This window comes from Rhodococcus sp. MurmanLake-1, assembly GCF_056945715.1.
In genome coordinates this window covers 71,304-90,886 of sequence record NZ_JBWZNF010000009.1, presented here as the reverse complement: position 1 = coordinate 90,886, position 19,583 = coordinate 71,304, and the positions used below count along the sequence as shown (strand labels likewise).

General features: G+C 63.3%; 17 protein-coding genes. 10 read left to right on the top strand and 7 right to left on the bottom strand.

All coding sequences use genetic code 11. From position 1 onward, the window contains the following. Window positions 1-240: 240 nt before the first annotated feature. The gene (locus AC2ETI_RS23595; protein ID WP_019746256.1) at window positions 241-561 is read right to left on the bottom strand and encodes a UBP-type zinc finger domain-containing protein; all 321 of its coding nucleotides are present in this window, start codon (window positions 559-561) and stop codon (window positions 241-243) included. A gap of 26 nt (window positions 562-587) precedes the next feature. On the opposite strand from AC2ETI_RS23595, the gene AC2ETI_RS23590 reads away from it, so the two are divergent. From AC2ETI_RS23590 to AC2ETI_RS23565, 6 genes are all read left to right on the top strand, one after another. Beyond that, complete coding sequence (locus AC2ETI_RS23590) at window positions 588-2,183, top strand: Na+/H+ antiporter (RefSeq protein ID WP_020905652.1); 1,596 nt, start codon at window positions 588-590, stop codon at window positions 2,181-2,183. Window positions 2,184-2,365: 182 nt separating this feature from the next. After that, window positions 2,366-3,985, top strand: a complete 1,620-nt coding sequence (locus AC2ETI_RS23585; RefSeq protein ID WP_020968021.1) for an ABC transporter substrate-binding protein — start codon at window positions 2,366-2,368, stop codon at window positions 3,983-3,985. 92 nt (window positions 3,986-4,077) lie between these two features. Then, on the top strand, window positions 4,078-5,034 hold the full coding sequence (locus tag AC2ETI_RS23580; protein WP_019746259.1) for an ABC transporter permease: 957 nt from the start codon (window positions 4,078-4,080) through the stop codon (window positions 5,032-5,034). Next, window positions 5,027-6,121, top strand: coding sequence for an ABC transporter permease (locus AC2ETI_RS23575; protein ID WP_020968023.1), 1,095 nt, complete (start codon window positions 5,027-5,029; stop codon window positions 6,119-6,121). The genes AC2ETI_RS23580 and AC2ETI_RS23575 overlap by 8 nt, the downstream gene beginning before the upstream one ends. After that, the gene (locus AC2ETI_RS23570; protein WP_020905655.1) at window positions 6,118-7,215 is read left to right on the top strand and encodes an ABC transporter ATP-binding protein; all 1,098 of its coding nucleotides are present in this window, start codon (window positions 6,118-6,120) and stop codon (window positions 7,213-7,215) included. Before AC2ETI_RS23575 ends, AC2ETI_RS23570 begins: the two co-directional genes overlap by 4 nt. Beyond that, window positions 7,215-8,204 carry an ABC transporter ATP-binding protein gene (locus tag AC2ETI_RS23565; protein WP_205907222.1) on the top strand — a complete coding sequence of 330 codons (990 nt, stop codon included), beginning with the start codon at window positions 7,215-7,217 and terminating at the stop codon, window positions 8,202-8,204. Before AC2ETI_RS23570 ends, AC2ETI_RS23565 begins: the two co-directional genes overlap by 1 nt. Here the strand turns inward: AC2ETI_RS23565 and AC2ETI_RS23560 are convergent, their stop codons facing one another. The 4 genes from AC2ETI_RS23560 to lysX all read right to left on the bottom strand — a co-directional run bounded on the left by AC2ETI_RS23560 (window position 8,205) and on the right by lysX (window position 14,558). Then, window positions 8,205-8,804 carry a histidine phosphatase family protein gene (locus tag AC2ETI_RS23560; protein ID WP_020968024.1) on the bottom strand — a complete coding sequence of 200 codons (600 nt, stop codon included), beginning with the start codon at window positions 8,802-8,804 and terminating at the stop codon, window positions 8,205-8,207. It lies immediately after the preceding gene. Window positions 8,805-8,809: 5 nt separating this feature from the next. Continuing rightward, complete coding sequence (locus AC2ETI_RS23555; protein WP_020905658.1) at window positions 8,810-10,219, bottom strand: GGDEF domain-containing protein; 1,410 nt, start codon at window positions 10,217-10,219, stop codon at window positions 8,810-8,812. 78 nt (window positions 10,220-10,297) lie between these two features. Continuing rightward, on the bottom strand, window positions 10,298-11,188 hold the full coding sequence (locus AC2ETI_RS23550) for an alpha/beta fold hydrolase (RefSeq protein ID WP_084325568.1): 891 nt from the start codon (window positions 11,186-11,188) through the stop codon (window positions 10,298-10,300). Window positions 11,189-11,201: 13 nt separating this feature from the next. Beyond that, window positions 11,202-14,558, bottom strand: coding sequence for a bifunctional lysylphosphatidylglycerol synthetase/lysine--tRNA ligase LysX (gene lysX, locus AC2ETI_RS23545; RefSeq protein WP_182262757.1), 3,357 nt, complete (start codon window positions 14,556-14,558; stop codon window positions 11,202-11,204). Between the two features lie 88 nt (window positions 14,559-14,646). Between lysX and AC2ETI_RS23540 the strand changes: the two genes are divergently transcribed. After that, complete coding sequence (locus AC2ETI_RS23540; protein WP_003943569.1) at window positions 14,647-14,874, top strand: RNA-binding S4 domain-containing protein; 228 nt, start codon at window positions 14,647-14,649, stop codon at window positions 14,872-14,874. Window positions 14,875-14,889: 15 nt separating this feature from the next. On the opposite strand, the gene rraA is transcribed toward AC2ETI_RS23540, so the two are convergent. Next, complete coding sequence (gene rraA / locus AC2ETI_RS23535) at window positions 14,890-15,366, bottom strand: ribonuclease E activity regulator RraA (RefSeq protein WP_003943552.1); 477 nt, start codon at window positions 15,364-15,366, stop codon at window positions 14,890-14,892. A 72-nt stretch (window positions 15,367-15,438) separates the two neighbouring features. Between rraA and AC2ETI_RS23530 the strand changes: the two genes are divergently transcribed. After that, window positions 15,439-16,425 carry a DUF2332 domain-containing protein gene (locus AC2ETI_RS23530; protein ID WP_483634459.1) on the top strand — a complete coding sequence of 329 codons (987 nt, stop codon included), beginning with the start codon at window positions 15,439-15,441 and terminating at the stop codon, window positions 16,423-16,425. On the opposite strand, the gene AC2ETI_RS23525 is transcribed toward AC2ETI_RS23530, so the two are convergent. Further along, a complete protein-coding gene (locus tag AC2ETI_RS23525) occupies window positions 16,422-17,042 on the bottom strand; it encodes a TetR/AcrR family transcriptional regulator (RefSeq protein ID WP_483634458.1) in 621 nt (206 codons plus the stop codon). The genes AC2ETI_RS23530 and AC2ETI_RS23525 overlap by 4 nt on opposite strands. Window positions 17,043-17,166: 124 nt before the next feature. Here AC2ETI_RS23525 and AC2ETI_RS23520 point away from each other — a divergent pair, with 124 nt between their 5' ends. Together AC2ETI_RS23520 and AC2ETI_RS23515 are read left to right on the top strand one after the other, a co-directional pair. Then, window positions 17,167-18,390 (top strand): phosphotransferase family protein, encoded by a 1,224-nt coding sequence (locus AC2ETI_RS23520; RefSeq protein ID WP_092765236.1) that lies wholly within the window; start codon window positions 17,167-17,169, stop codon window positions 18,388-18,390. Further along, the gene (locus tag AC2ETI_RS23515) at window positions 18,387-19,550 is read left to right on the top strand and encodes an Rv3169 family protein (RefSeq protein WP_283385207.1); all 1,164 of its coding nucleotides are present in this window, start codon (window positions 18,387-18,389) and stop codon (window positions 19,548-19,550) included. Before AC2ETI_RS23520 ends, AC2ETI_RS23515 begins: the two co-directional genes overlap by 4 nt. Window positions 19,551-19,583: the final 33 nt, after the last annotated feature.

The window sequence follows — 19,583 nt, the reverse complement described above, 5'->3', positions numbered from 1 at the left end:
AGATCATGGGGCCGACGATGTGGTTGTGATGTTTGGCAGGACTTCCTGAGGCCGAACCGTTCGGCGCGGCAAAGTCCAGCCGCACCTGTCGATCTGTTGTGCAGATTCTGCGTCAAAGTCCATCATCGGCATACAGATTGGGCAATAGCTACCCAGTGGATTGAGCAATGTGCGCAACACCGAGGCCTGTGCGCCGTGCGAGGTGGGCACTATGCGCAGCACACTGCGAGTCGTGCGCGCTCAATCCATCAGATCGTGGACGTAGCACCAGCGCCAGGATTCGCCGGGCTCGTGCGAGCGCATGACCGGGTGCGCGGTGTCGCGATAGTGGTTGGTCGCGTGCTGATGGGGGCTGGAATCGCAGCACCCGACGTGGCCGCAGGACAGGCACATGCGCAGGTGAGACCAGTTATCCTCGCCCAACTCGGCGCACTCCTGGCAGACGCCGGGCGTCAGCGCCGCCGGGTCCGTTTCGGGCGCATTGGTTAGTTCCTCGCAACCGGTCGGAGCGGGTGCGGGCTGCTGTGTGCGAGCTGCTGCTCGCTTCAGGATTTTCTTCATCGCCTTCCATACTGCATGCTGCCAGAGTGAACGGCATATTACTGGGGGTTGTAGTAGCGGCGTTGCTGGTGGCGGCGGTCGCGCGAAGGTTCGGATTGTCTTCGCCGCTGATCCTTGTCCTGGTCGGTTTGATCGCCTGCCAGATACCCGGTGTTCCGGAGTTGGAGCTCGATCCGGACCTCGTCCTGTTCGTCGTTTTGCCTCCACTTCTGTACTCGGCGGCGCTGGACAGTTCATACCTGGCACTGCGGTCCAATCTGCGTCCGATCGGATTTCTCGCAGTGGGGCTGCCCCTGGCGACGACGGCAGCGGTGGGCTTTGTCGCCTACCTGATCGTGCCGGAGTTCTCGATTGCGGCCGCACTGGTTCTCGGCGCCATCGTGGCGCCGCCGGACGCGGTGTCCGCGAGCGCAATCGGACGCAAGCTCGGTCTGCCGCGCCGAATCATGACCCTGCTGGGCGGGGAGAGCCTGCTCAACGACGCCACCGCTCTGACGGCCTACAAGGTTGCTCTCGCCGCGGCGGTGGGTACCGGTGCGACACTGATCGGCGGCTTCGAGACCTTCCTCGTCGCAGCGGTCGGTGGAACGGTGATCGGCCTCGCGGTGGGCTTTGTCATCTCGAAGGTTCGCGGCAAACTCCAGGATCCGGTGATGGAGAGTGGAATCGGATTGGTGGTGCCGTTCTTCACCTACCTGGCTGCGGAAGAGGTCCACGCGTCGGGCGTCATCGCGGTCGTCGTAGCCGGATTGTTCCTCGGCCAGCGCTCCACGCGTGCGAGTTATGCGACGCGCTTGCAGGACACTGCAGTGTGGAAGGCCGTCGACCTGATCCTGGAGTCCTTCGTCTTCCTGTTGATCGGGCTCCAATTGCCCAGTGTTGTCAACGGATTGCAGGGGTACAGCACCTCGATCGTCGTCTGGGCGTCGATTGCCGTGCTCGTGACCGTCGTGGTGGTGCGGATCGCCTGGGTGTTCCCGTTCACGTATGTACCGCGTTGGCTGTCGCCCCGTATCCGAGCGAGGGAGCCGGAGATTTCGGCGCGGGCAGTGTTCGTCGTGTCGTGGGCCGGTATGCGAGGGGTCGTGTCGCTGGCTGCTGCCTTCGCCATTCCGTTGACGGTCAACAGTGGTGAAGACTTCCCGGGCCGTTCGCTGATCCTGTTCCTGACGTTTGTCGTCGTGGTCGGCACGCTGCTGCTGCACGGCCTGACGTTGCCGTGGGTCATCCGTGTCCTCGGTGTGCAAGGAGACGAGGAGCAGTCCGACGCCCGCGCCGAGGCGGCGGCTCAGGACAAGGCTGCGCGCGCCGCTGCGGCGCGTCTGGACGAATTGGTCGGAGCCGACGCCGACGACGTCCCTCAGGTTCGGAATCGTGCCGCAGACATTTTGCGGAGCTGGAACACCCACCGCGCGAACTCGGCGTGGGAGCGACTGGGACGCAGCGACGAGGATCTGGGGGAGAGCCCGTCGAACGCCTTCCGCTCGCTGCGCCTCGAGATGATCGATGCCGAGCGAGGTGTGTTCATCGCCGAGCGCGATGCCGGCCGGATCGACGACGAGGTTCTCCGCAAGGTACTTCGAGAGCTCGATCTCGAGGAAGCCACGCTCGACCGGGACTAGACCGGCTGGTCTGATGTCGGTGAGGGTAATCGCTGGCCAGGGTCGGTTTACCTGGCCGTTGAGGCCTGCAACTTAACCGATTCCACTGAGCGAGACTCGATCCAATTTTCTGTGCCTCCCGTCACAGACTGTTTCGTGTTCAACATCACGTCACGGTCTTACCCCGCCTTGGAGGCATTCGAATGAGTCGTAGTTCCCGCCGTGGAAGTCGCAGATTGGCTGCGGCTGCGCTGGCGATCACCGCAAGTATGTTCCTGGCGTCGTGCGCCGACAACGGCTCGAGCAATGGCGGCGGCGAATCCGCTGATTCCGGTTCCTCGCTGAAGATCGGCATGGTCAACGAGCAGGCCGACCCCGGCACTCCCACCAAGGGCGGCACGCTGACGTTCAGCGGCTACTCGGCGGTCACGACTCTCGATCCCGCGAAGGCTCAGGTTGCCGGCGCCACCGGCGGCAGCGAGCTCAGCGCCATCTACGACGTGCTCATGCGCTACGACCCCATCGGGCAGAAGTTCGAGCCCAAGCTCGCCCAGTCGCTCGAAGCGAGTTCGGACAGCAAGACCTGGACGCTGAAGCTCCGCGACGGTGTGAAATTCAGCGACGGAACAGCTTTCGATTCCAAGGCAGTGGCGGACAGTATCAACCGCTACGTCACCAACAAGGGACCGCAGTCGAGCCTGTGGGCTTCCAAGGTTGCCTCGATCGACACCCCCGACGCGACGACTGTCGTCTTCAACCTCGTTGATCCGTGGACGGGCATCCAGTCGATGCTCGCTACCGGGCCCGGCATGATCGTCGCCCCGAGCGCGCAGCAGGGTGACCAGTTCACCCCGATCGGTGCGGGCGCGTTCACTCTCGAGAAGTTCGCTCCCAACGAGGAACTGCTGTTGGCTGCTCGCCCCGACTACTACGACGGCGCGCCGAACATCGACAAGCTCAAGCTGATCAGCATCGTCGGCGCTCAGCCCACCGCTGAAGCCCTCAAGACGGGCGGCATCGACGCCGCGTACATGCGTACGCTCACCCCGATCCTGGATCTGATCGAGTCGGGTTACCCCGGCTTCGTCGACATCCCGTCGCTCGGTTACATCGCCAACGTGAACATGGCCCCGGGTCGCCCGGGCTCGGATGTTCGTGTCCGCCAGGCGATGGCGCTTGCCGTCGATCCGGAGACGCTCAACACCCGCGTCAACAACGGCAAGGGACTGCCCGGCCAGGAGATCTTCCAGGACACCTCGCGCTGGCACAACGACGTCGCACCGATCGGCGTCGATCCCGCCAAGGCGAAGGAACTGCTCGATCAGGCCAAGGCCGACGGCTACGACGGAAAGATCACCTTCCTCTCCATCCAGGAACCGTCCGCCCAGGCAACGGCTCTGGCCATCCAGGCAATGCTCAACGCTGTCGGATTCGACGCTCAGATCGAATACGTCACCGGTGCAGGTGATCTGGTCAAGCGGATGTATGCCGATCACGACTACGACATGAGCACCGCAGCACTGAGCCTCGCCGAGGCCGATCCCTACGAGCGTCTGTACACGGGCATCAAGTCCGGCGGCCGTAACAACGCCACCGGCTACTCCGACGCCGAAATGGACGCTCTCCTGGACAAGTTGGGCGTCGCAACCACCGACGACGACAAGAAGGCAGTCCTGGCACAGATTCAGGAACGCGCCAACGAGACCGTCCCGTGGCAGGTGTGGGGCAACGTCGCCGCACTCGACGTCTGGAACCAGAACGTTCACGGTCTCGAGCAGAGTCTCGACGGAATCGTGCTCTTCGACGGAGCTTGGAAGTCCTAGAGAGCCTGAAGTCCTGGAGAGCTTGAACCAAGACCTGAAATCAGAGGAACTGCTGTGTATTGCGAGCTCGCTGTCCGAAGGAGACGAAATCGATGAACATCGGCGCAATAGGTAAGAAATTGGGCCAGCTCGTCATTGTGATCCTGATCGTCAGCTTCGGAACCTTCGTGCTGGCATCACTGATCCCCGGCGATCCTGCTGTCTCCGTTCTAGGTGAAGGCCGAACGCCCGCCGAGTACGAGGAAGTTCGGCAGCAGCTCGGGCTCAACGATCCACTCCTGGTTCGCTATTGGGACTGGCTGACCAGCGCTCTCCAGGGCGACCTCGGTAATTCGCTTGTTCCCCCGCAGCAGGACGTTCTGACTGCGATCGGCTCGGCACTGCCCGTCAGCGTTCAGTTGGCCGTGATGGGTCTGGTCATCGCACTCGTCGTCGCCGTGCCGCTCGCACTCTGGTCGGCGCACCACGAAGGCGGCGTCATCGACCGCGTCATCAGCGCCGCGACGTTCGGTGTTCTTTCCGTCCCGAGCTTCCTCGCCGGTCTGTTGCTGATCATGGTCACCGTCAATTGGCTCGGCTGGTTCCCGCGATCACAGTGGGTGCGCATCGGGGACAGCCTCTCCGGAAACCTCTCACACGCAATACTCCCGGCTATCACCATCAGCCTCCTCGAGATGGCGATGTTCACTCGCGTTCTCCGATCCGATCTGGTGACGACGCTCCGTGAGGATTACATCCTCGCGTCGAAGGCGAAGGGAATGCCCACGCTGCGAGTGCTTTTCAGTGACGCGCTCCGACCGTCGTCGTTCTCGCTCATCACGATGATGGGTCTGGCTCTCGGCGGCATGATCGGCAGCACCGTGATCGTCGAGACGCTGTTCTCGTTGCCCGGAATGGGCACGCTCATCGTCCGCGCAGCGCAGCAAGGTGATTCGCCGATGCTGCTTGGCGCGGTGGTCGTGATCGCGGTCATCTACGTCCTCGTCAACAGTGCGATCGATGTTCTGTACACCTATCTTGACCCGAGGAGTCGTCGTGTCCATGTCTGAAGTGACGCCAGACGGAGCGGCCCCGTCGCCGGCCCCGTCCGAGGTGATGACATACCGGCAGCAGACAGTCCTGCTGGCTCCCGGTCCCGTCGAGACGTTGGAACAGCCCAAGAATCTGGTCCTGATCGGATCGATTCTCACGGTGATCGGCGTTGCGCTGCTCGGCACCGCACTCTTCGGTTCGGCCATCATGATGACCGTCCGCATCGTGCTCGCGCTCGTTGCCCTGGTTTTCCTCTTCAAGGGTCTCGGCAAGCTCGGTACGTCCAAGTGGGGCAGTCAGTTCGATCTCTCGTACTGGTTGGCGTGCATCTGGCTGGCCGCGCTGATCCTGGCCGCGATCTTCGCACCGCTGCTGCCGCTCGGTGAGTACAAGGACACGGTCAAGACCTTGGCCGAGCCGGGCTTCGCCTCGCCGAGCCTGCTCTCCGATCACCCGTTGGGTACCAACAACTTCGGTCTCGACCTGCTTGCCCGCGCTTTGTTCGGTGCCAGGGCATCCTTGACCGTGGCCATCTGCGCCGTACTGATCGGCATGATCATCGGCGGCACCATCGGCGTCATGGCCGGTTACTTCCGCGGCAAGGTCGACGCAGTCGTCGGAATCCTGACCAACTCGCTGCTGGCCATTCCTTCTCTGGTGCTGTTGATCGCACTGGCCGCGGTGCTCACGTCGAACCTGCGCAACATCACCCTCGCACTCTCGATTCTCTGCATTCCCAGCATGGTTCGAATCGCCAGGGCCAACACCATCGTCGTCGCCCAACGGGAGTTCGTGCTTGCCGCGCGGGCCATGGGCGCCACCAAATGGCGCGTCATCTGGCGCGAGTTGGTTCCCAACGTCCTCGTTCCGGTCGCCGCGCTCGGCCTGGTGGCCGTCTCCGGCCTGATCGTCGCGGAAGCATCACTCAGCTTCCTCGGACTCGGTATCGCACAACCTGATCCGACCTGGGGCAACATGATTGCGGAAGGCCAGGGCGGGATCGTGGAGAAGCATCCGTTCATCGTTCTGGTTCCCGGCGTCTTCCTCTTCCTGACGGTGTTCTCCTTCAACCTCATCGGCGAGAAGTATCGGAGTAAGCTGTGACCACTTCAGTTCAGAACGGCGTTCCGCTACTGCAGGCGGACAACATCAGGACCGTATTCGCCACTCCGCGTGGCCAGTTGCGAGCAGTCGACGGTGTCTCGATCCACGTTTCCGCCGGTGAAACTCTCGGTATCGTGGGTGAATCCGGTTCCGGCAAGTCGGTTCTCGGACGCACCATCATGGGTCTGCTGCAGAAGGGTCCGGCTCTGGACATCAGCGGGACGGTGACGTTTGCCGGCCGCGACATGTCGACCATGAAGAAGTCGGAGATGAAGCACTTCTGGGGACCCGAGATCGCCATGGTCTTCCAGGATCCGATGACCTCGCTCAATCCGTTCAAGCGCATCGGTACCCACATCACCGAATCCTTGAAGTTCCACCTGGGTCTGAAGAAGGACGCGGCCCGCGATCGCGCTGCGGAACTCCTGTCGATGGTGGGTATCCCCGAGCCCAAGCGTCGGCTCGATCAGTACCCCCACGAACTTTCGGGCGGTATGCGTCAGCGTGTGGTCATCGCGATGGCCCTGGCCTGCGAGCCGAAACTGCTGATCGCGGACGAGCCGACCACAGCTCTCGACGTGACCGTGCAGAAGCAGATCCTCGACCTGCTCGCCTCGCTCAACGACAAGCTCAACATGGCCGTCATCCTGATCAGCCACGACCTCGGTGTGGTCTCGGGACGATCGGATCGCGTCGCCGTCATGTACGCCGGGTCCGTCGTGGAAACGTCGGCCACCGAGGAGTTGTTCACTCGTCCGCGCCACCCGTACACCGAAGCGCTGATGGCCGCGATTCCGCGACTCGAATCGCCGACGCACACAGTGCTGCAGACAATTCCGGGTGGACTGCCGGACATGACGAAGCCGATCACCGGTTGCCGCTTCGCCGCTCGCTGCCGGTATGCCCAGGACGACTGCCTGACCGGCGAACCGGCTCTGGCTCCCGGTGGCCTGGGAGACAACACAACCGAAAGTCACACGTTCGCGTGCCACTACCCGGTCGACACCCCTGAAGGCACAACGGCATTGGTCGCCAACGAGAAGGCCGGCACTACCGCAGCGGGCCTCTCGCTCGCGGTGAAGGAGATGGTCTGATGACTGCAGCAATCGAAACCAGAAAGCCCGAGACGGTGGACGCGGCCCTGACGGTCGAGGACCTGGTCGTCGAATTCAACGTCGGCAAGGGGCAGACCGTTCACGCCGTGTCCGGGATCAGCTTCACCGTCGCTCCGGGTGAAACATTGGGCGTTGTCGGTGAATCCGGCTGTGGCAAGTCCACAGCGGGCCGGGCGATCATGCAGTTGCCCTCACCGACGTCGGGCTCCATTCGCCTCGGAGAGACCGAAATGACGGCACTGGGCGCAGAAGAATTGCGTCGCAGCCGCACTCAGTTGCAGATGATCTTCCAGGATCCGATCTCCTCCCTGAACCCGCGTCGCAAGGTCAAGGCTCTCATCACCGAGGGTCCGTCGATCTGGGGCGGAAAAGACAAGGCCGCCATCGAAGCTCGGGCACGCGAGGTTCTTGCCGAGGTCGGGTTGGACCCGGACATGGTGTGGGACCGGACCCCGCGGGAACTCTCGGGTGGTCAGTGCCAGCGTGTGTGCATCGCCCGCGCGTTGATGCTGGACCCCAAGGTCCTGATCTGTGACGAGCCGGTCTCGAGCCTCGACGTCTCCGTGCAGGCGCAGATTCTGAACCTGCTCGAGGATGCGAAGAAGCGTCACGGGCTGTCTTTGCTGTTCATCGCGCACAACATGGCCGTCGTGAAGAACATCAGCGACCGCGTGATGATCATGTACTTGGGCCGCGTCTGCGAAATCGTTCCCGCAGAAGACATGCAGAACCGCGCGCTGCACCCGTACACGCAGCTACTGCTGTCGTCGATTCCCGATCCTGATGCCACCGTCACCGCAGCGCAGAACGTCGAGCAGAAGGTCATCGAGCTGCCGTCGCCGCTCAATCCGCCCAGCGGCTGCCGGTTCCGTACTCGGTGCCCGCTGGCCACGGATCTCTGCGCCGAGGAAGTTCCCGAACTTCGTCTCGTCCAGGGCGGTCATCAGGTGGCGTGCCACAACGTGTGACTACACGCGAAGCATGTTGCGTACGTGACCGGTTTCGTTGATCGACCCGACCCTGCGGCTTCCGTCCCGGGAAACAAGAATTCGCGTGACGGACACGTACTCGATCGGGAAGGTCAACGGACGCTCCAGCCCGAGTAGTTCCTGCAGAACGATATTGATGACGCCGCCGTGGCAGAAGATCGCCACGGTGGCGTTGTTGTCGGTTGCGGCGACGACGTCGTCGATCGCACCGAGGACTCGCGCACGAAAAGCGTCGCCGTCCACCGACTCGGGTAGCCATCCGGCCTTGATGCGCGCATACGTTTCCGGTGCGCGTTCCAAGACCTCGTGCATCGGGATGTAGTGGGGCTGCTCGTAGTCGTACTCCGCCAGTCCCTCGAGCTGGGTGACCGGAAGATCCAATGCCTGCGCTACCGGGTCCGCGGTCTCGAGTGCGCGCTTCTGCGGGCTACTGAAGAGCCCGGTGATCCGGTAGGGGGCCAATGCCGCAGGCAGCCGAAGTGCCTGCACGCGACCGGCGTCGGTCAGTGAGGGATCGGCGAAGCCTTCGGTGACCTCGGCGAGTTCGGGGAGCGCGTGTCGGATCAGGAGTAGTTGCACCCACGTCACCTTGCCATGTACAGATCGACGGCCACCACGAGGTTTCGGCCTTCGCGTTTCGCCTGGTACATGGCGGTGTCGGCGATGTCGAGCAGAGCGTCCATCTCGGCCATTGCCTGATCTACCCAGGCGACTCCGATACTGACCGTTCCGGCGAAGCCGCGGATGGATCGGGAGTGCGCCTCCTGCCTCTGTCTGATGCGTTCTGCCAGGGCAATTGCTTCCTCGAATGTGCAGTCGGCGGCGGCGACGGCAAATTCCTCACCGCCAAGGCGACCGGACAGTCCCAGTCCTTCGGTAGTGGCGAGGAGGGTGTTTCCGAACTGTTCGAGGACCGAATCTCCGGTGAGGTGGCCGAGGTTGTCGTTGATCGATTTGAAGTGGTCGAGATCGAGCATCATGACGGCGATCGATTTTCGCGCTGTGTGTTGCGTGTCGAGGAGTTCCTGCGACTGGGTCCAGAACGCATGTCGGCTCAGCGTTCCGGTCAGGGCGTCGCATTCGGCGATGCGTTGGAGTTCACGTTCAGCGCGTCGTTGTGCGCCCGTGGCGACGGCTACGGCGATGGGGGAGAGCGCCATCAAGATGACGGAGATTCTGGTGGTCACACCTTCGCTGAGCAGATGAACCGGATCGGCCAGGGCCAACCGCCCCTGGCCCGCCATGATCAGCGCCCACGCGCTCCACCCAGCCGCGAGGAGCGAAGTGCTGAACAGCGAGACGCGCATCGCGCACCACAAGAGCGCCGGCATCGGAAGCAGCAATGCGAGGGCTCCCTGCACTTCGAGGGCCAGCGGGAGGCAGGCGAGGAGGGCTGCCAGCGGCAGAAGGATCTGGGCGACCCGTCGAAGTCGCAGATTCTGCCGCACGGACGGCCCGAACGTACGACGGACGTGGTCGAACGGAGGTGCGGAAAGAAGGATGGGCAGCACGATCAGATAGGTGCACAGGTCGGCGAAGAACCAACCCACCAATTCCGTTCCCGCACCGCTTCCTTCGTGGAGTTGAGTGCGCAGCGCGCTGGCGGACCCAGCCGTGAACGACGCCAGAACCGAGACGACGAAGATCCTGGTCGTGTACTTGGTCTCGGAGATCCGCCGCGGAAAACAGCCGAGCAAGTTCGCGGCGATCAATCCTGTCGTGACGCCGACCAGATTGATCGCATTCAGTTCGAAGGCCCTCTGCACGGGGCTTCCGGTCGCAAGATCCGCCGTCAGCAGCGCGGCGCCGCCGACAGCGAGTCCGATCGGCGCAAACGAGCGTGGGTTACGAAGGAGAATGCCCAGAAGGATCGCGTTGGCGGGCCAGAAGGTCGACAGAAACCCGGGCGGACGGGCGGCGATGCCGGCGAGTGCGACAACGAGTATGGCGACGAAGATCAGCGACGAGCGCACCCGGGTTGTCGAACGATCCATGGTCAGCCTGTCGTAGAAAGCAGAAGCTGTCCGAGCCTAGCAATGATCCGGCTACTGTCCGAGTTGTACGTTGAAGTGTCATTCCCGAGGGTTCGGCTGCGTGAGGCGTCGAATCAAGTTCGCCAACTCCTCGGGCTGATCGATCATCGCGTGGTGATGCGCCGGGCGCAGGACGTGAAAACTCCCGCCGAGGTAGGTGGCGAGTTTCTGCTGCTTTGCCATCCAGGCGATGGACCAGGGAGTGGTGTGGCCAGTGTGTGCGGCGACGACGCTGAGGTCGATGTCGGGCAGTGGGTGCTTGCTCGAGCGTCGTAAAGCGGTGAGCTCCAGCGCCATATCGGTGTATGCGACGTATTCGATCATCGCCGCCTCCAGATAATGAGGTTCGCGGTAGATCTTCCTGACCCATTCGAGGGTGGCTTCGGACGACCCGCTCGGCGGCACGGATTGGTTGAGGATCTTGCGCGTCGTGGTGCCGAGGAGTCGTTGGAGCCCGGTGGTGCTGAACGAAGCCGCGGCGGCCCGGGAGGCGATCAACAGCAGGTCACGGGGGAAAAGACGTTTCGGTTCTTTCTCGGCACTGGAATCGAGGAGCAGCATCCCCGCCGCCCGATCGGGGAACAGTCGCGCGAAGCCTTCGGCATAGAAGCCGGCGATGGAGTGGCCGACGACGACGGCCGGACCAGTCAGTTCCAGAGTGTCGAGCACGTCGCGGATCCGCTGAGCTTCGCCGCGGACGGTCGGCACTTCGGAAGACGGCTCGCTGAGTCCGAAGCCCGGGCGATCGAAGCGGACGACGGTGTGGTCCGACTGGAGATGACGCGCGCAGTCATCCCAGTCGAACCAGTTGCCCGCCAGCCCGCCGCACAGGACGACGACGGGGCCGTCGCCCTCGGCAAGAACATGAAGTCGGCTCTCGCCGACCTGCAAGATCTCGCCCGGTGGTTTCACGTGGAACAATTCCGGCACGTGAGAATCCGGACTACTGACGCGGTTTCGCGAGGGGGAAGGCCAGCGTCTCGCGGATGCTGCCACCCGTGATCAGCATGACGATTCGGTCGACGCCCATCCCGAGACCACCCGTCGGCGGCATCGCGTGTTCGAGGGCTTGAAGGAAGTCCTCGTCCAATTCCATCGCTTCGGGATCACCGCCGGCCGCGAGCATCGACTGCTCGGTGAGCCGGTTGCGCTGATCCACGGGGTCGGTCAACTCGCTGTACGCGGTTCCCAGTTCGACACCCCACGCCACGAGGTCCCACTTCTCGGCGACGCCGGGGATGCTGCGATGCGGCCGGGTGAGCGGAGACATCGAGGTGGGGAAGTTGGTGTAGAACGTGGGGAACTCCGTGTAGTCCTCGACCAGGTGCTCGTACATCTCCTGCGCGATGGCGCCGGTATCCCAGCTGGACTGGTACGGGATCTCGTTGGCGTCGCACAGCTTCTGCAGGTCTTCGAGACTCGTCTCGGGGGAGACGTCGACACCAAGCTTTTCGGCGACGGCGCCGTGCATCGTCTTCACCGGCCACTCGCCGGAGATGTCGACCTCGACCAATTCGCCGTCCGGGCCGGGTCGCATGATGATCTCGCGCCCGAACGCTGCGACGGCCGCCGCCTGGATGAGCTCGCGGCACATCCGCATCATGCCCTCGTAGTCGCTGTGCGCCTCGTAGGCCTCGAGGATCGTGAATTCGGGATTGTGTTTGAAGTCGACGCCCTCGTTACGGAACACGCGGCCGATCTCGAACACCTTCTCCATTCCTGCGACGCACAAGCGCTTCAGGTACAGCTCGGGTGCGATGCGGAGATAGAGGTCGAGGTTGTACGCGTTGATGTGTGTCAGGAACGGAGCGGCGTTCGCGCCGCCGTGCACCTGCTGCAGGATCGGGGTCTCGACTTCGAGGTATCCGCGACCACCGAGTGAATCGCGAAGCGACTTCACGACGGCACTTCGAGCTTCGAGCAGTTCGCGGGCCTTCGGGTTGAGGGCGATGTCGAGGTACCGCTGGCGGACTCGGGTCTCGGGATCCGAGAGGCCCTTCCACTTGTCCGGCAGCGGGTGCAGGCACTTGCCGTTCATGCGCCACTCGGCGGCGATGAGCGACAGCTCGCCCTTGCGGCTACGCCCGATGGTTCCGCTCACTTCGATCAGGTCACCGAGATCGAACTCGGCGGCGAACTCCGCCAGCTTCTCCCGGCCGACGTTGTCCTGGTCGACCAGAACCTGGATGTCGCCGGACCAGTCGCGCACGTCCGTGAACACGACTCCGCCGTAGTCGCGAACCCTCAGCAGGCGTCCCGCGATGCGTACGCGGGTGCCCTCCGGCGACTTCGCTGCGGCTGCGATCGTATGCGTCGGCGGGTAGGCGACGGGGTAGGCGGCGATTCCTTCGTCGGCCAGTTGCGCGAGTTTGTTCATGCGCACGCGGACCTGCTCGGGTCGACGCGGACCGTTGGTCGTTAACGACGGCGCCGAGTCCGGCGGGCTGCCGTCGGCGTGCAGTCCTTCGGAAGTCACCAGAGCTGCCGGCACCGCCGCATGCGTTCCGGTGTGCTTGACGACCTGGCTCGACTTGCGCCCGAAACTGGGCAGAACCACAAAGCCTTCGGCGATGGCCGACGCGAATCCGACGCGTGGAAGCTCACGGTTGTCCTCGAAGCAGAGAAAGCGCGGCTCCCAATCCGGCTGGTACTTCACGTTGGAGCGGTACAGCGCTTCGAGCTGCCACCAGCGGGAGAAGAAGACGAGCACCGAGCGCCAGATACGGAGGATCGGGCCGGCGCCGATGCGCGAACCTTCCTCGAACACCGAGCGGAAGACGGCGAAGTTGAGCGAGACCCGCACGACGCCGATCTCGTCGGAACGTGTGGCCAACTCCGAGACCATCAGTTCGACGACTCCGTTGGGTGCCGTCGGCTTGCGACGCATCAGGTCGAGCGAAACGCCGTTCGGTCCCCACGGCACGAGCGAAAGCATGCCGACGACGCTTTCGTCCTCCGTGCCTTCGCCCATGACGGCTTCGACGAGGAGGCAGTCGCCGTCGAGGTGATCGCCCAGTCGGCCGAGCGCCATGGAGAAGCCGCGCTCGGTGTCGGTGTCACGCCAGTCGTCCGCGCGGATGATGACGGCCGCCATGTCCTCGGGCGGGATGTCTCGATGGCGTCGCATCCGCACGGTGACGCCGTGGCGCCTGACGCGGGTGACGGCCTGGCGCACCGGGCGCATGTCGCGTCCGTTGAGGTTGAACTCGCGGGTGCGCAGGATCGCTTCGTCGCCGAGTTGCAGGACGCTCAAGCCTGCCTTCTTGTACGCCGTCGCCCCGGTTTCGCTGGCGCCCATGACGGCTGTCGCCCAGCCGTACTGCGAGGCCAGGTCCTGCCACGCTTCGATGGCGTGCGGCCACGCTTCGGGATCGCCGATGGGATCACCACTGGCGAGGCAGACGCCGATCTCGACGCGGTACGTGATCGCGGCCTTGCCGCTCGGCGCGAAGATGACGGCCTTGTCGCGGCGGGTGGCGAAGTAGGCGAGGGAGTCGTCGGCGCCGAAGTTCTGGATCAACCCGCGGATCGCGGACTCGTCGTTTCCGGTGAGGGCGTTGTTGGAGCGTTGCGCGCGGAAGAGCGTCATAACGGCGGCGAGTAGTGCGATGGCGCCGAGGAGACCGAGGACCGTGTTGACGAAGACGCGTGGGTGGCCGTCGAACACCTCGTTGTCGACCGAAGCCGCAGCGGTGACGCGGTTCAGGGCCCAGAGGAATCGTTGGTTCTGCGGCAGGTCGCCCGGGAAGAGTTCGACAAGGCCCCAACCGATCACGGTCGCGACAGCCATGCCGCCGATCAGTACGCCGAGCGCTTTCCAACCGGCGCCGCGTCGTACGCGTGTGTAGAACTCGGGCCTCGCGGCGATGAGGATTCCGATCACGACAAGCAAAACGACAGCGGCGACGGCGTTGTTCGGGTTCTTGTCGACGATCGTGGAGGCGATGTTGGTGAGGGTGATCAGCGCGAGGTAGATCGTCAGCAGCCACCAGGCGATGCGCTTGCGACTCGCGAGGGCCGCGGCGAGCAGGGCGACGACGAGCGCCCACGACAGGCTCGTATCCGGTGCGTCGAAGTAGTAGCTGTCGATGTATTCGCGTGGGACGCGGAGGATGTGCCGCAGAACCGGCGAGATGCTCCACAGGAACACCAGTACGGAGAAAACTCCGAGGATCAATCCCGAGATATGGGGAACCTGGCTGAACCGCCCTTTGCGGAATCGCCGCGCCTGGCGCGGATTTTCGGGTGGCGATTCCACCAGCTCTGCAGTGGTGTCCGATACCTCGGTCAATGGTGCCATCGAGCTTCCTCTCCTACCGGTCGATCAGATCCTCACGCTAAGTGTGGTCTGTCGTGTCCAGTTTTGTGGGAGGAGGAAGATGATTGACATGACCGACAACATTCCAGCAGTACCCATCCGCGACGAAATGATTCGGCTCGGTCAGTTTCTCAAGCTCGCGAACCTCATCGAATCGGGCGCGGAGGCCAAGGAAGTGATCGCCGACGGCATGGTTTCGGTCAACGGTGAGGTCGAAGATCGTCGGGGCCGCCAGCTTCGTGACGGCGATGTCGTCGAGATCGGCGGGATGGCCGCCAAAGTGGAAGCCCCCGCCTGATCCCGCGACTTCTGACTAGCTTTCGCGAACGACGACGCCGTCCTGGTCGCTGTAGACGATCTCGCCGGGGTTGAAGGTGACTCCGCCGATTTCGATCGGCACGTTCTTCTCGCCCGAACCGGTCTGAGTGCTCTTGCGCGGGTTGGTGCCCAGCGCCTTGACGCCGATGTCGAGGGTGCGCAGGATCGCCGAGTCGCGGACAGCTCCGTTGACGATGACGCCGGCCCAGCCGTTGTCGACGCCGCGGCCGGCGATGATGTCGCCGACCAGGGCGGTGTGGATGCTCGCGTCACCGTCGACGACGAGGACTCCGCCGTTGCCCGGTTCGCTGAGGGTCTGCTTCACGAGCAGGTTGTCCTGGAAGCACTTGATGGTGGTGATGGGGCCGGCAAACACTTCACGTCCACCGAACTGGGTGAACTGCGTGTCGCAGCTACGGATGTCGGGTCCGATCTCGTCGGCAAGGTCAGCGGTCGCTACAGGCTCGGTCATGCCCCACAGGATAGTCGGCAGAGAGTTGACCACGGGTTCCCAGACCTACGCCGCATCCGGTAGACATCGAAGGTGGACACATCGCGCTGGTACCGATCGTTCGCGGAAGTGGAGGCTCGAGGGAACTCTGCGATCTACGAGGAATGGGGCACCGGCGTATCGGAGGATCCAGCAGTCCTCGCTCTGATAGATCGGCTTCCAGAACCCCGCAGGCAACCCAACCTGATATTCGGGGCGAGCCGTCACCTCGGTGCCCCGGTCGCGCCGTATGCGTTGTTTCGCCGGTGGCTGAGCGACAACTGGTCCGAGGTGGAACAACTCGCGCAGACCAGGACTACACAGACAAATGAAGCTGGCCGCTCTGCCGTGTTGCTTCCCGTCCTCGGGTTGTTGAAGGGCCCGCTCTCCCTCATCGAAGTTGGTGCTTCGGCGGGCCTGTGCCTTTACCCTGACCGCTACAGCTATCTCTACGACGGCGAAAAGTATCTGCATCCAGTCGATGGTCCGTCCACCGTCCTGCTGGAGTGCGCGACGACTGGCAGTCCGCCGATTCCGGAGAGAGTCCCAGACGTGGTGTACCGGGCGGGCATAGATCTGAATCCACTCGATGTACGCGACACCGACGACATGAGGTGGTTGGAGAGTCTTGTGTGGCCGGAACAGGACCATCGCCGTCAGCGATTACGCGACGCTGCTGCACTCGCTCGTGTGGATCCACCGCATCTGGTTCGCGGAGATCTCACGGCGGCTGTTGCCGATCTGGTCCGGCGTGCGCCACAGAACACAACGGTCGTGGTCTATCACAGTGCAGTCCTCAACTATCTGACCCTCACTGCCAGAGAGGAATTCGCAGAAACTGTTCGTGCTTTGCCATGCCACTGGATAGCCAACGAAGGTCTTGGGGTTCTGCCCGAAGTCGATGCCCAGTTGACGGCATCACCAGAGGCGCGCCGTGGCAAATTTCTTGTCTCTCTTGACGGCACACCCCGCGGGCTAGCCGGTGGCCATGGGCAGTTCCTCGACTGGTTAGACCAAACCCGCACGGCGCCAGCAGGTTAGGTGCTGGGAAGTATGCCGTTCAGCACTATGTCGGCAAGAGAATCGGCAAACGGTCCCGGGTCCGAGACGTCGCGAACCGACATCGCGAAGATGGCCGCGCCCGCCATGATGTCGAGAAGAGCGTCGGCGTCGACGCCGCTTCGGATGTCGCCGCGCTCCCTCGCCGCTTCCAGTCGACGGTTCAGCTCGACGCGGACTCCGGCCAGTTGCCGCACCACGAGAGCGTCGCGTAATTCCGCGTTTGTTCGCACTTCGCTCATCAGTCCGGGCGCCGCGGCCCGGGTGGCGGGAGCGGCAAACAGTGCCACTGCGCCCTGCACAAGCGCGCGAATCTGATCCGCGATCGTGCCCTCGGCGCCGAGTTCGGTGTCGATGTCCGCGCCTTGTTCGACGTCGAGCACGGGGTAGATCGCGTCGTTGACGATGTGTGCCTTCGACGGCCACCGACGGTAGATGGCTGGACGCCCGACTCCCGCGCGCGTCGCGATGGCGTCGATGGATGTGCCGGCGTACCCCTTTTCCTCCAGCAGTTGCCTGGTCGCGTCCAGTACTGCGTCGTCGATTGCAGGGTTTCGCTGCGGGCCCAGGCGGTGCTGAGTTTCGGAATCTTTGGACATTTTGGGCAAATCCCTTGCGGTATCGCTGTGATGGCCGTTACATTCTGTCACGGCTTTAGTCGATACATATTGTATCGACTATCGGCTCGTGCGCATCGGCGCCACCGAACCACGAGGAGTGGTGATGAACCTTCGAACCGAAACAGAAACCTCAGGCGGAGATCCCGACTACGCCGAATTCGCCAGGCCCGGCGAATCCCGCAACGACCCGGCCGAGATGCGACGCAGCCTCGAAGGCTGGCTCGCGAGCGTGCTGTGGCGAGGCTCGAAACCTTCCGTGACCTCGGTCGAGGTGCCCGCCGCGAACGGCATGTCCAACGAGACCGTGCTGTTCGATGCAACGTGGATCGAGGACGGGATTCGAGCCGAGCATCGCCTGGTCGCCCGTATCGCTCCGCGAGACAGTGCGGTGCCGATCTTCCCGTCGTACAACCTGGACCAGCAGTTTCGGGTCATGAGCGCCGTCGCAGCCCACACGTCGGTGCCGATCCCGCGCGTGTACTGGTCCGAGAGCAACCCGGACGCGCTCGGCGGCGAGTTCTTCGTGATGGAACGGCGCGACGGCGAAATCCCGCCAGACGTCATGCCGTACACGTTCGGATCCTGGCTCTCGGAGGCTTCGGCGGACGACTGTTCTCGACTCCAGCAGTCATCGGTCCAGGTGCTGGCGGAGTTGCACGCTATGGCCGATCCACACCTCGCTCTCCCCGAGTTGTGTCGCGATGGTGCCGAACCGACTGGGGCAGAAGCTCTTCGCGCGCACCTCGAGGACCAGCGACGCTATTACGAGTGGGCAACAGCCGACGGACCAGGATCTCCGTTGATCGAGCGCGGCTTCGACTGGATCGAAGCGAACTTTCCCGCCGATGCCGGTTCCGCAGTGCTCTGCTGGGGTGACTCGCGGATCGGAAATGTCATCTACCGCGACTTCGAACCAGCGGCGGTCCTCGACTGGGAGATGGCCACACTGGGGCCGCGTGAACTGGACCTCGGCTGGATGATCTTCCAGCACAGGTTCTTCGAGGATCTCGCTGCCATGGCCGGACTCCCCGGAATGCCGGACTTCCTTCGTCGCGAGGCCGTGGCAGAGGTCTACGGCTCGCTTTCCGGCCACCAGGTTGCGGATCTAGATTTCTACATCGTGTACGCCGCGCTGCGGCATGCGGTGATCATGTTCCGAGTCCAAAGTCGCGCAGTGGCTTTCGGTCAGGCGGAATTCCCCGACAATCCGGACGAGATGATCCTGCACCACAAGACACTCGAAGCCATGCTCGACGGCACCTATTGGGAATCGCTCGCTACAGCCACGCTCACAACAGCGTCGGTCGCAACAGGAGATGCACGATGACACTGTCCCCGCTCGACGACTACCCGGTACATCAGATCGCCGAGACCATCCGCCACGTGGGCACCTCGGATCGAAACTTCTACGACCGCTACTACTTCAACTGCCATGCAGGCGTCGACGGCGATACCGAGCCGCTGTTTCTCATCATCGGTCTCGGTCAGTACCCCAATCTCGGTGTGTGCGACGGCTTTGCGGTTCTTCGGCGCGGCGACGACCATATCGTCTTCCGAGCATCCCGTGCCTTGGGCGACGATCGTATGGACCTGTCAGTAGGCCCGTTGAGGATCGAGATCATCGAGGGTCTGCACCGTCTGCGGGTGGTGTTGGACCCGAGTCCCGAAGCGCCGGACCTGAGCTTCGACCTCACCTTCGAGTCCGACGGCCCCGCCAATCTCGAGGCCAGACATTTCCATCGCCAGCTCGAACGAGTCACCTTCGACACGCAACGATTCGTGCAGACCGGAACATGGTCCGGATCCCTGACCGTCGACGGCGACGTCATCCCGGTCACCCCGGAGACGTGGCGGGGTAATCGCGATCGATCCTGGGGTGTTCGACCGGTCGGCGAGGCGGAACCTCCTGGACGCAAGGCGGATCCGTCGATCGCCGGCAGTCAGAACTTCTTCTGGATCTACTCGATCATGCAATTCGGGGACTTCACCGTCGTCACGGTCGTTCAAGAGGATCAGCAGGGACGCCGAATTCTGGAGGATGCGACACGCGTCTGGGCGGATCGTTCGCGCGAGCCGGAGTGGTTGGGTCGACCGGACCACCAGCTCACCTTCATTTCCGGCACCCGCGAGGTGAAGAGCGGAACTCTGTACTTCCGGCGTCCCGGTGCACCAGGCGAATCCGACCACATCCTGGAGATAACCTGCGAACCGATTCTGCCCAACTACATCGGTGTCGGTACGGGCTACGGACTCGAGCAGGATTGGCGCCACGGGATGTGGCAGGGAGAACTGGTGGTTCAGGGCCTGCGAGAGAAGGTTTCGGACATCGAACCGTGGAAGAAGATGCTGTGCCCGGTCGACAACTTGGCCCGGTTCACCCTTGTAGAAGACGGCGTAACCCGCACCGGGACAGGACTGTTCGAAGTAGCAGTCATCGGACCCCATCAGCGATACGGGTTCACCGGAATCGGTGACGTCGCACCGTAACTCCAGCTCACCAAACCGCAAATCCCAAACCAC

Excerpts from the sequence above, each read along its gene's own strand:
- AC2ETI_RS23595 (WP_019746256.1), bottom strand. The coding sequence starts at position 561 with ATGAAGAAAATCCTGAAGCGAGCAGCAGCTCGCACACAGCAGCCCGCA.
- AC2ETI_RS23585 (WP_020968021.1), top strand. The coding sequence starts at position 2,366 with ATGAGTCGTAGTTCCCGCCGTGGAAGTCGCAGATTGGCTGCGGCTGCG.
- AC2ETI_RS23520 (WP_092765236.1), top strand. The coding sequence starts at position 17,167 with ATGAACCTTCGAACCGAAACAGAAACCTCAGGCGGAGATCCCGACTAC.
- AC2ETI_RS23555 (WP_020905658.1), bottom strand. The coding sequence starts at position 10,219 with ATGGATCGTTCGACAACCCGGGTGCGCTCGTCGCTGATCTTCGTCGCC.
- rraA (WP_003943552.1), bottom strand. The coding sequence starts at position 15,366 with ATGACCGAGCCTGTAGCGACCGCTGACCTTGCCGACGAGATCGGACCC.
- AC2ETI_RS23525 (WP_483634458.1), bottom strand. The coding sequence starts at position 17,042 with ATGTCCAAAGATTCCGAAACTCAGCACCGCCTGGGCCCGCAGCGAAAC.
- AC2ETI_RS23565 (WP_205907222.1), top strand. The coding sequence starts at position 7,215 with ATGACTGCAGCAATCGAAACCAGAAAGCCCGAGACGGTGGACGCGGCC.
- AC2ETI_RS23580 (WP_019746259.1), top strand. The coding sequence starts at position 4,078 with ATGAACATCGGCGCAATAGGTAAGAAATTGGGCCAGCTCGTCATTGTG.
- AC2ETI_RS23540 (WP_003943569.1), top strand. The coding sequence starts at position 14,647 with ATGACCGACAACATTCCAGCAGTACCCATCCGCGACGAAATGATTCGG.
- AC2ETI_RS23515 (WP_283385207.1), top strand. The coding sequence starts at position 18,387 with ATGACACTGTCCCCGCTCGACGACTACCCGGTACATCAGATCGCCGAG.
- AC2ETI_RS23575 (WP_020968023.1), top strand. The coding sequence starts at position 5,027 with ATGTCTGAAGTGACGCCAGACGGAGCGGCCCCGTCGCCGGCCCCGTCC.
- lysX (WP_182262757.1), bottom strand. The coding sequence starts at position 14,558 with ATGGCACCATTGACCGAGGTATCGGACACCACTGCAGAGCTGGTGGAA.